12 protein-coding genes are annotated in these 10,436 nt (G+C 64.7%); 3 read left to right on the top strand and 9 right to left on the bottom strand.

Annotation, left to right across the window (positions count from 1 at the left end; genetic code table 11):
• The 4 genes from ACIQ42_RS10510 to ACIQ42_RS10495 all read right to left on the bottom strand — a co-directional run.
• Positions 1-1,109, bottom strand: a 1,109-nt coding sequence (locus ACIQ42_RS10510; protein ID WP_397422148.1) for a M28 family peptidase, incomplete at its 3' end; no start/stop codon positions are given.
• 37 nt (positions 1,110-1,146) lie between these two features.
• Positions 1,147-1,602 (bottom strand): hypothetical protein, encoded by a 456-nt coding sequence (locus ACIQ42_RS10505; protein WP_397422147.1) that lies wholly within the window; start codon positions 1,600-1,602, stop codon positions 1,147-1,149.
• Between the two features lie 47 nt (positions 1,603-1,649).
• Positions 1,650-2,300 carry a lysoplasmalogenase family protein gene (locus ACIQ42_RS10500; RefSeq protein ID WP_397422146.1) on the bottom strand — a complete coding sequence of 217 codons (651 nt, stop codon included), beginning with the start codon at positions 2,298-2,300 and terminating at the stop codon, positions 1,650-1,652.
• Positions 2,300-2,962, bottom strand: a complete 663-nt coding sequence (locus tag ACIQ42_RS10495) for a nitroreductase (protein WP_397422145.1) — start codon at positions 2,960-2,962, stop codon at positions 2,300-2,302. Before ACIQ42_RS10495 ends, ACIQ42_RS10500 begins: the two co-directional genes overlap by 1 nt.
• Before the next feature lie 41 nt (positions 2,963-3,003).
• Here ACIQ42_RS10495 and mtgA point away from each other — a divergent pair, with 41 nt between their 5' ends.
• Together mtgA and ACIQ42_RS10485 are read left to right on the top strand one after the other, a co-directional pair.
• Entirely contained in the window at positions 3,004-3,735 is a 732-nt protein-coding gene (mtgA, locus tag ACIQ42_RS10490) for a monofunctional biosynthetic peptidoglycan transglycosylase (protein ID WP_397422144.1), read from the top strand.
• 174 nt (positions 3,736-3,909) lie between these two features.
• A complete protein-coding gene (locus tag ACIQ42_RS10485) occupies positions 3,910-4,200 on the top strand; it encodes a hypothetical protein (RefSeq protein ID WP_397422143.1) in 291 nt (96 codons plus the stop codon).
• Positions 4,201-4,215: 15 nt separating this feature from the next.
• Here ACIQ42_RS10485 and ACIQ42_RS10480 read toward each other — a convergent pair whose 3' ends face one another.
• Positions 4,216-5,955, bottom strand: coding sequence for an ATP-binding protein (locus ACIQ42_RS10480; protein ID WP_397422142.1), 1,740 nt, complete (start codon positions 5,953-5,955; stop codon positions 4,216-4,218).
• Positions 5,956-6,023: 68 nt separating this feature from the next.
• The gene (locus ACIQ42_RS10475; protein WP_397422141.1) at positions 6,024-7,040 is read right to left on the bottom strand and encodes an aldo/keto reductase; all 1,017 of its coding nucleotides are present in this window, start codon (positions 7,038-7,040) and stop codon (positions 6,024-6,026) included.
• A 163-nt stretch (positions 7,041-7,203) separates the two neighbouring features.
• On the opposite strand from ACIQ42_RS10475, the gene ACIQ42_RS10470 reads away from it, so the two are divergent.
• Positions 7,204-7,827: an energy transducer TonB gene (locus ACIQ42_RS10470; protein ID WP_397422140.1), complete on the top strand. Its 624-nt coding sequence runs from the start codon at positions 7,204-7,206 to the stop codon at positions 7,825-7,827.
• 9 nt (positions 7,828-7,836) lie between these two features.
• On the opposite strand, the gene ACIQ42_RS10465 is transcribed toward ACIQ42_RS10470, so the two are convergent.
• From ACIQ42_RS10465 to ACIQ42_RS10455, 3 genes are all read right to left on the bottom strand, one after another.
• Positions 7,837-8,184, bottom strand: coding sequence for a hypothetical protein (locus ACIQ42_RS10465; protein ID WP_397422139.1), 348 nt, complete (start codon positions 8,182-8,184; stop codon positions 7,837-7,839).
• A 156-nt stretch (positions 8,185-8,340) separates the two neighbouring features.
• Complete coding sequence (locus ACIQ42_RS10460; RefSeq protein ID WP_397422138.1) at positions 8,341-9,825, bottom strand: sigma-54-dependent transcriptional regulator; 1,485 nt, start codon at positions 9,823-9,825, stop codon at positions 8,341-8,343.
• Positions 9,826-9,929: 104 nt separating this feature from the next.
• The coding region (locus tag ACIQ42_RS10455; protein ID WP_397422137.1) for a YitT family protein at positions 9,930-10,436 on the bottom strand (507 nt) is incomplete at its 5' end.

Raw genomic sequence — 10,436 nt, 5'->3', positions numbered from 1 at the left:
AGGGAGGCCTTCGGCACGGTCGGGTTCTTCGTGAACCAGTAGGCGCCCAGGAGACCTTTCTCCTCGCCGGTGAAGGCCGCCAGCAGGACGCTGCGCTTCAGGGGCTTGCCGCGATGGTTCTCGGCAAAGCGGATCAGGGTGGCGACATAGGCCGCGTCGTCCAGGGCGCCGTTGTAGAGGCTGTCGCCGGCCACCGGCTGGCCGAAGCCATAACCGTCCAGATGTGCGGAGAGCACGAGGTGTTCCGCAGCCAGCTTCGGATCTGATCCCGGCAGCACGGCCAGCACATTGGTGGCGGTGTAGTCGCGCTGGCTGATCTCGAACCGGGCAGTGAATGTTCCGGGCAGGTCGAACACCGGCAGGGGCTGTTTCGCCCCGCCGGCCGCCATGACCGCCGCGCCGTCATGGCCCGAGCCCTCGGCCAGTCGTGCGAACGCTTGAACGCTCATGGTCATCACGACGAACCCGCCGGTCCGGGGCGGCGGCGCATCGGCCAGTGTGATCGACCGCGCATAGGCCGCCGGCCAGCGAAACGGCTCTATCGTGAAACCTGGATCGTCCACCTGGATCAGGCCGAGCGCGCCCGCCGCCTGGGCGTTTCGAACCCGCTCGGCGCCCGTGGTCAGGCCCGCCCGCCGCGTATTGATGCAGGCCACCATCTTGCCGCCAGAACCCGCCAGGTCTTCCGGGCGGCAATAGCCCGCGAACCGAAGGGGCGCTTCGAGGCGCGGCGGCAGATCGTCTGCCGCGCGAACGCTGAACTCCTTCAGAAAAGCCAGATGGCGGTCTGCGGTCCCTTCGTGGATCAGGGCGACCACCGCGGAATCGACCCGGCTCTCATGCACCGGGAAGGTCTGGAAAAAGGTTCCATTGTCCCCGGCGGGCTTCCAACCGGCGGCCCTGAACTTGTCGGCGACCAGACGGCCAGCACGATCGTGGCCCGAAGAGCCGATATCCCGGCCCTCCATGGCATCAGACGAGAGCTGTTCGGTGATCTTCCACCAGGCCCGGGTGTCGGGGTCGCGGATGGATGCGGTGCGAGGCTCGGCTGAGGTCGTGGTCGAAATCGCGACCAGCAAGCCGGCGACGAGAAGAGAGCGGAACATCATGCGCCACGCTCCCAGAGCACAGGCTGATCCGCAAGGGTTATGGATCGGTCAGGGGCTGGCGCGATGCCTTGTTGAGCTCGCCTTGCCGGCGGTTCATCCGGCTCAGCTCGGCAAAGGTGATGTGGGGATGGGTCCGCACCAGCTCACGGAACCGTCCCACATAGACCGGCAGGAAGACCAGCGTTGCGCCTGCCAGGTCCCCGGCAAAATCATGCAGCGACATCTCGCGGCCAACCAGCGACTGCGCAATCTCGCTGGCGATTCCAAGGCCAACCAGGGCAGCGGCGAGGTCCGACGTGCGCGACCGGGGCAGCGACCCCAGCATCAAGGCGCCCAGCCCATAGAACAGCAGGGCGTGGGCCACCGTATCGGGGAAGGGCAATCCGAGCTGGCTGTAGGTGAAGGGACCCGTCAGGGCGATGAGCGCCACCAGACCGCCCAGCAAGCCCGCGAAACGCAGGGCGGTCAGAAGTCTGTGCGGCGTCAGCGACATGGCGACACCCTGACGCCACATGCTGAAAATGCGGTGAAATCTTAGGGTTAGCCGTTCCTCAACGCGACCAGCGTGCGTGTTGCGCCAACGGCGATCAGGGTCTGCCCCGTAAAGTAGAGGCCCCACACAGCCAGCGCCATCGGGAAGACGTCCAGGGCCGGACGACCGGTTCGCGCAAAGATCAGCAGGTCTGACACCACAAACATCAACGCGCCCGCCGCCACCAGAAGCCGCGGGAACCGGCTGATCCAGGCCGCCGCCGCCATCGCGGCCAGACCCATGGCATAGAGCGCGATCAAACCAGCCCCGGCCCGGTCGGGCGGCAGGAGAAAGGCGATGACGGTGACAACCGGGATGATCGTCATACCCAGAGCCAGATGCCGGGCGCTCAGGCCAGGATCGCGGTTGCGGACATAGAGGACGATGGCGATCAGGTGGCCCGCCAGAAAGGCCAGTGCGCCCACGACGAGGCCATGGGTTTCGAGCAGCACGTCGCCCAGCGTCCCGAACATCAAGACCACCGCCAACAGCACGCCATCCAGCCCTCGCGCCTGTGTGGCGGCGAACGCGGCCAGCAGCGCCACACCCGCGCCCTTCCAGATCACCGACCCGGCCGGCGGCAGATCCAGAAACCAGGATCCCACATAGCTGATGCCGGCGACGATCGCGGCGATCAGCAACAGCCGGCCAGCGCGCATCAGTCGAAACCTTTCAGGTCGCACCAGACCTCGACCGGATCGCGTGCCGAGCGCCAGCCATTGATGGGGTGATCGGGGTCGCGGTAGCCCAGCGCCATGCCGGAGAACAGCATGTGATCGTCGGGCAAACCGACAAACTTCGCCACCGTCTGCGGATAGCGGGCCCAGAACTCCTGCGCGCAGGTATCAAGGCCGCGCTCCACCGCCAGCAACATCACGGTTTGCATGTACATGCCAAGGTCCGACCATTGCGGTGGGCCCAGCTTGCGGTCGAGGCAGAAGAACAGCCCGACCGGCGCGCCGAAGAAATCGGTGTTCTTGGCGAGTTGCTGCAATCTGGCGGGCTTGTCCTCCCGCGGGATGCCCAGGCTGGCGTAGAGGTCTTCGCCATTCTGGAACCGACGGGTCCTGAAGGGGTCCCAAAGGTTCTGGGGATAGACCTCGTACTCAGGTGTTTCTCCGAACGGCATGGTCCTGACTACGGCCTTGAATTCGGCAAGCGGTGCGCCGGTCAGACCATAGACCCGCCAGGGCTGAAGGTTGCCGCCCGACGGCGCGCGGGCCGCCTTCTCCAGGATCTCGGCCACCAGGGCGCCGGGCACCGGATCAGGTTTGTATGCGCGGACCGAGATGCGGCGCTCGACGGCTTCGGAGACGTTCATGGCAGTTCCCATTGACCAGATCGTTGAGAATCGCGCCTAGCATGAGTTCGCAGGGTCAAGGCAAGCGACACGTGGCGAAGCGGGGCAAGGGCGGTTTCTGGAGTTTTGTGCGCGCGGTGTTCATCGCGGGCCTGATCGTCTTTTTCATCGGGCCGGTGGTGATGGTGGCGATCTATCGCTTCGTACCGCCGCCGGTGACGTTCCTGATGGTGCAGCGGACCGTCGAAGGGCGGGGTTTCGAGCGCAAATGGGTCCCGCTGGATGAGATCTCTCCCAATCTTGTCCGCGCCGTCATCGCCGCCGAGGACGCCCGCTTCTGCGAGCATTACGGATTTGACGTGGAGGCCATCCAGAAAGCCATGGTCGCCAACGAGGCGGGCAAGAAGCTCCGTGGCGGCTCCACCATCAGCCAGCAGACCGCCAAGAACGTGTTCCTGTGGCCCGGCCGTGACTGGGTTCGCAAGGGTCTCGAAACCTGGTTCACGGCGCTGATCGAGGTCGGCTGGGGTAAGCGGCGGATCATGGAGGTCTATCTGAACTCCATCGAGTGGGGGCCCGGCGTCTATGGCGCCGAGGCGGCGGCGCGGAAGAATTTCAAGGTCCCGGCAAAATCACTGACGGTGGCGCAATCGGCGCGGCTGGCCGCCATCCTGCCCAGCCCGCTGAAATGGAAGGCGGCCAAACCGGGCCCCTATGTCCAGAAGCGTTCGGGCCGGATCACCCGCAATGCGCGGGCCGTGCGACGCGAAGGTCTGACCGCCTGCGTGCTTTAGGGCCCGGCACGATAGTGGGCAAAACCCTTGAGGAAACTCCGGCCCAACCCGCCACGCCGACAGGCGTCGGACTTTTGTCACACCGCATCGAACCAATCGGGCCCAGGTACGTTGACCCCTATGCATCGCGCCCGTCGGCGCGGCGCTGGGCCTTGGTCTGGGGAGACTATACGAATGAACATGAAACTTTTGGCTGCCGCCGGCGTTTGCGTCGCGCTGCTCGCGGCCTGCTCGCAGAAGACCGAAGACAAGGCCGCAGAGGCGACTGGAACCGCTGCAGCGGCTGCAGATCAAGTGGGTGACGCTGTCCAGTCAGCGGGCAGTGATGACGTCGCCAACACAGAAGCTGCAGCGGCCAAGACGACTGCGGCAATCGACAGCGCCGCTGACGCAACGGCGCAGGCTGCTGGCTCTGCAGCGAGGAAGGCCGACGCGGCGGCAGAGGCCGCCGTCAAACAGAAGTAGGCGCGCCCCGGGAGATCAGTCCGTCGCTCTGGCCGCAGGTTGATCGGCCATCGCGGTCGGTCGCTCTGCATCAATGGCGCTGATCACCCCGCTGATCAGGAGTCGGGCGTCGAGCGGCTTGGCAATGTGGCCGTCCATGCCTGCGTCGAAACACGCCTGTTTCTGGTCGTCCATCACATTGGCGGTCAGCGCCAGGATGGGAATCCCGGCGTTTGGACCACCTGAGGCGCGCAGGCGGCGGGTCGCCTCCAGTCCATCCATGACCGGCATCTGCATGTCCATCAGCACCAGATCGAACGCGGTGACCGCCAGGGCGTCGAGCGCCTGTTGACCATCGCCAACGATGGTTACGGCAGCGCCGAGCGGGCGCAGGAAGTAGTCAATGATGCGCTGGTTGGAGAGATTGTCCTCAGCCACCAGGATCCGGATCGCCGGCAGAGGCTCTGCCGGGGTATCCGCAGGCGACAATTCGCCAACCTCGGTCAGCGGCGCCACCTCTGCCGGAACCCGCAGAGTGAAGCAGGAGCCCTGATCGGGCGCAGAGGTCACCGTGATGGCGCCGCCCATCATCTCGGCCAACTTCTGGCTGATCGACAACCCCAGCCCTGTGCCCCCGAAGCGGCGGCTGATCGAGCCGTCCGCTTGCTGGAACGCCGTGAACAGGCGCGAGACAGCCTCCTGGCTCAAGCCAATGCCGGTGTCCGACACGCTGAGGATCAGGTTGGTGGCCCCTTCGCCCCTTGGCTCCGCCTGCAGCCGTATCCGGATTTCTCCGGCCTCGGTGAATTTCACGGCGTTGGAAATCAGATTGAAGGCGATCTGACTCAGACGGGTGGCGTCAGCGATCACAAACTGCGGCACTTCGGGTGAGACCGAGACCGTGAACTTGAGGCCCTTGTCGTCGGCGCGGGGTGACCAGAATGCGCCAGAGCGACGGACGAAATCGTGAATGTCGGTCCGCGAGGGGTCGATACTGAGCTTGCCGGCTTCAATCTTGGCCAGATCCAGCACGTCGTTCAGCACATGCATCAGGATGGATCCACCATCGGCGAGGATGGCGACATGGCCCTTCTGTTCTTCGTTCAGGTCGGTTCGGCCCAGAAGGTCGGTCGCCCCCAGCACGGCGTTCATCGGTGTGCGCAACTCATGGCTCATGATCGCCAGGAAGTCGGTCTTGGCCTGGCTGGCGGCCTCGGCGCGCAACCGGCTATCGCGGATCTCGGCGAGCGCCCGTTGCTGACCGATCCAGAGCACAGTCATGTAAAGCACCAGCAGGCAGGCGCAGGCGGCGACCACCAGGCCTTCAGTCCGGTTCACATCCCAGCGTGCGACGAGCGGCACGAAAATCAGGTAGCCGATAAGGGGCGTAGCGCTGGACCAGAAGAGCCGCCCGGCGCCCAGGGATGACACCACCAACTGTACCAACATCCCGCACAGGAACATTGTCGAGGCGGCGATACCCAGTTCATCGAGATTGACCCACATGTGCCAGGCCGGAAAGCCTGCCACCGCATAGCTGAGGGTCGTCATGGCGTAGGCGATGCGTGGCTGGATGTCGGCGTCTTCGCGGTACAAACGCGCCGTAGTCCACTGCAGGACCGCATAGGTCGCCCACCACAGCGGCGCGATGGACCAGTCGCCAAACGTCCAGAGCATAAGGGCCACCGCCGCCATGATCCCGACCCGGATCACAGCGGATTTGGCTCGCATGGAGAGCGCTGCGTTCAGTCCCGTCGATTCACTTTCAGCGCTCATATCGCAACTCTGGGTTTCGAGCCTTGATACGGGTTACACCTTAAGTAACGGTGACTTCCGAATTTCGCCTACCCCATGGGATAGAGTATCTCCCTGGTGACAGCGTCGATCTGCTTCATCACCTCGGGGCTGAGCGTCAGGTCAGCGGCAGCGAAGATGTCGTCCAGCTGATCCTCGCGGGTGGCGCCGACGATGGTGGAGGCGACGAAGTCGTGCTGCATGCTCCACGCCGTGGCCAGGGTGACCGGCGAGATCCCCGCCTCGGCGGCGATGGCGGCGAAGCGGGCGGTGGAGGCCAGGCTCTTGTCGTTGACGAAGCGCTGCGCCATGGCGGCCTGGCGACCGCCGATCTTGAGATAGTTGGAGAACCGCGCCCCATCGGGCCGCGCCCCGTCCTGGTACTTGCCCGACAGCACGCCCCCGGCCAGCGGCGAGTAGGGGATCAGGCTGACGCCCTCCTGCAGGCAGACCTGCGACAGGGCGTCCTCGAACCGGCGGTTGTTGAGGCTGAAGTTGTTCTGGATGGTCTCGTACCGCGCCAGGCCCTCGCGCTCGGAAACGGCCAGGCTCTTCATCAGGCCCCAGGCGGTCTCGTTGCTGCAGCCCAGTACCCGCACCTTCCCGGCCAGTACGAGATCATCCAGCGCACGCATCGCCTCCTCATAGCCCGTGCCGTGGTCCGGCCAGTGGGTCTGGTAGAGGTCGATGTAGTCGGTCTGCAGCCGGGTCAGGCTGGCCTCGACGGCGCGCACGATGTTGTGGCGGTCCAATGCGGTCATGCCGGCGCGCTGCGATGACTTGATCCAGCCGTGACTGGGGCCGGACACCTTGGTGGCGATCAGCAGCTCGTCGCGGCGTTTGGTCTTCATCCAGCGGCCGACGATTTCCTCCGTCGTGCCGGCCCACTCTTCCTTCGGCGGCACCGGATAGTTCTCGGCCGTGTCGAAGAAGTTGATCCCGGCCTCCAGCGACCGGTCGAGAATGCGAAATGCGGTCTTTTCGTCGGCGGAAGAGCCAAACGTCATGGTCCCCATGCAGATCTTGGACACCACCATCGGGCTGCGGCCCAGACGCTTGTACTGCATGTGTTTTGATCCCTGAGGCGGTTGCTGGTCAGGCCGTCTGCGCGGCGCGCAAGGGGTTTAGCCGATCAGCGGCGGAACGCCAGAGGGGGATAGTACTTGCATCGCATCGCACAGCGCCAAGGGCTTCCAATTGCGGTCGGACGCCCCGCGGGTAGAGTGGCGTATGCCGACCCCGGAACCAGCTGCTATCCATCCTGCGAGTGACCGATGGCGTTCGGTCCGATGGCAATGGCCGTCGGGTGAGACATGGATAGCTGGCTCCATCATTGTTTACTTGATGGCGGTTATGTGGGGCGTGTTCCCGCACCTTTGGCTTGTGGGATCTATAGTGGCGGTTCCTGTGGGGGCATTGGCCGTCTATCTGTTACGTGGGCTCTGGGCGCTCGGAATTGCGCCGTTCATTGTCCGCTTTTTGCCGCCCGCCCAGGACGTTCCACCGCCACCAGACAATTCAGAGGCAGCGACCGAGGTTTTCGTTCGCGCTCCAGATATAAACTACCCCGGTCTGGCCCTCGCCAAGGGTCAGTGCGGCTGGGTTGTTTTGCGGCTTCGAATTGATGCTAGGGGCCGCATTGTCGCCTTCAGGGTGGGCGACCAGACTCCGGGTCGAATGTTCGAAGCGGCTGTGACCTCGAGACTTTCGATGGCGCGGCTGGCTCCCGCCAAGCACGCTGATAGTCCGCGGGAAGCCAATACAGTCATCGTGTTTCCTGCGGAAGGAAATGTGACACCGACTTGGGCTCGGGCACGGTTGGACGCAGCACGGGTGGCGAGACGACAGAAATAGCCGTGCCGGTCATTGTCGGCCCGACCGCGTGCAGCCACCGATTCCCAGCGTGTACCTCACATTCAGCCGGGTCTTGCGTTTGACGAGGTCGATGCGATCGCCGGCGGCGCACATGGCGCCTGCCGGGATGGAGACCAGCCCGCGGGTCGTTCCCACGGTGACGCGCGCCTTCAACCGGGTACCGACGTCCGACTCGACGAGGCTGATCCCGTCCACCCGACCAACGGCCCGTTCACCGGGACCCATTGGCATGAACAGGAACATGACCGCGCCTCCGACCGCCAGGACGATCATACCGGCGATCGCCAATCCAGCGACGCCTTGCCGGCCCGGGTCCCCACCGAACTCGGCGTTCAATCGCCGGATCTCCCGGTCAACCCGCTTCCGTTCTTTCGCGTCCAGGTTCCTGCCCTCCCTTAACGCAACCATAACGCATGGATTTTTCGCGCTGGTCAACGAACCGGCGCATCCGGGAGTTTCGTCAGGTTAGTTGTTGCGTAGAAGGTCTGCGCCTCAGGCCGCAACTGTCTCCGCCTCGCCCTCAACCTCAACCTCACTCTCGCTACGGACCAGTCCGTCCAGCCCCTGCTCGCGCACCTTGCGATAGAGCGTGGATCTGCCGATGCCCAGGCGGCGGGCCACTTCGCTCATGTGGCCGGCGTAGACCTCGATGGCCAGCTGGATCAGATCACGCTCGATCTCTTCCAGGGTGCGAAGGTGGCCGCGCGCGTCGAGGATGCGCACCGGTGCGTCCTGAGGCGGCGCGACGGTGTCGGGCGACGACGCGATGGGGGTAGTGGCCTGCGCCTCCGGCGGCGGCGCGGCGACGCCCGAGATCGCCGGGAAGTCATAGGGCTGCAGATAAGGGGCGTCGGCCAGCACGATGGCGCGATAGACGGCGTTCTCAAGCTGTCGGACGTTGCCCGGCCACTCGTACGCCATCAGGCAGGCCAGGGTCTCGGCGCTGGCGCCGACCACGGACTTTCCCTCTTCAACATTGAAGCGACGAATGAAGCAGTCGACCAGGGCCGGCACGTCCTCGCGGCGTTCGCGCAGGCTGGGGGCCTCGATCGGGAAGACGTTCAGGCGATAGAACAGGTCCTCACGGAACCGGCCTTCCTTCACCGCCAGGCTCAGATCGCGGTTGGTGGCCGAAACGATGCGTACATCCACCTTGATGGAACGCTTGGAGCCGACCGCGTCGATCTCGCTCTCCTGCAGGGCGCGCAGCAGCTTGACCTGAATGTCCAGCGGCAGTTCGCCCACTTCATCGAGGAACAGGGTGCCGCCATTGGCCTCCTGGAACTTGCCCAGGTGCTTGTCGGTGGCGCCGGTGAAGCTGCCCTTCTCGTGGCCGAACAGGATGCTTTCCACCAGATTGGCCGGGATAGCGCCGCAGTTCACCGCCACGAAGGGCTTGCCCGCACGTTCCGATGAGCCGTGCACGGCGCGCGCAATCACTTCCTTGCCGACCCCGCTCTCGCCGGTGATCAGGATCGGGATCGAGGACTTGGCCGCGCGTTCGCCGAGCCGCTTGACCAGGGTCATGGGCGGGGACGATCCGATCAGGTCGTTGAAGCTGGTGCGGCCGGTGGCGTGTTTCTTGAGCCGGTCCACCTCACCCTTCAGGGCGCCCATCGAAAGGGCGTTGCGGATCGAGATGGTGATGCGTTCCGGGCTGGCCGGTTTGACGAAGAAGTCGCAGGCGCCGGCCTGCATGGCCTTGACCACGGTATCAATGCCGCCGGTCGAGGTCAGCACGATCACAGGCTGAGCGAAGCTGCGGGCGCGCATCTCGATCAGGGTGTCCTGACCGGAAATACCGGGCATCACCAGGTCCAGCAGGATTACGTCGACACTGGCGCCTGAGGTCAGGTGCTGGATCGCCTCGTCACCGCTCTGGGCGTGGGCGACCGCGAAACCATCGCGCTCGAGGACCGCCTGGATCAGGCGGCGTTGCGTAGGGTCGTCGTCGACGACCAGGACCGTTTTGGTCATATGAAAACACCCACCGAACTGGACGCTCGCTCATTTGGCGAGGCCTTGTTCTTGTCCCTGATTGATACAGGACGGTGGTAAAGGCGGAGTTTCCTAGAGTTGAGTCAGGTCTTAAGCGGCATGGTTTCCTGAGTGTTACTCTTGGTTTCGGGAATGGAAACCATCGGGAGGAAAAACTGTACAATCGGCCCGATCCCGAAAGCATAGAGCAGTGTTCCGACGCCTACCGTGCCGCCCAGCGCCCAGCCCAGAGCCAGTACAGTCAGTTCGATTCCGGTCCGCACGAGGCGCAGTGACCAGCCGGTCCGTCGCGCAAGGCCGGTCATCAGCCCATCGCGCGGCCCGGGGCCCAGGCCCGCGCCGATGTAGAGGGCGCCGGCGAAGCCATTGACGACAATACTGGCGATCAGCGCGGCCACCTGAAACGCCAGTCCCTCGACGGGGGGCAGAACCCCCAGGGTCAGGTCCATGGCGGTCCCGATCATCACGACATTCGCCACCGTGCCGATCCCTGGCCGTTGGCGCAAAGGAATCCACAACAGCAGGACCACCAGTCCGGTCAGGTTCACGACCATGCCGATGGTTAGACCAACCTGTCCGGACACGCCCTG

This window comes from Phenylobacterium sp. (genome assembly GCF_044372605.1).
Classification (GTDB): Bacteria; Pseudomonadota; Alphaproteobacteria; order Caulobacterales; family Caulobacteraceae; genus Phenylobacterium.
The sequence above is the reverse complement of the archived record's forward strand: the minus strand, read 5'-3'. Positions and strand labels throughout refer to the sequence as shown.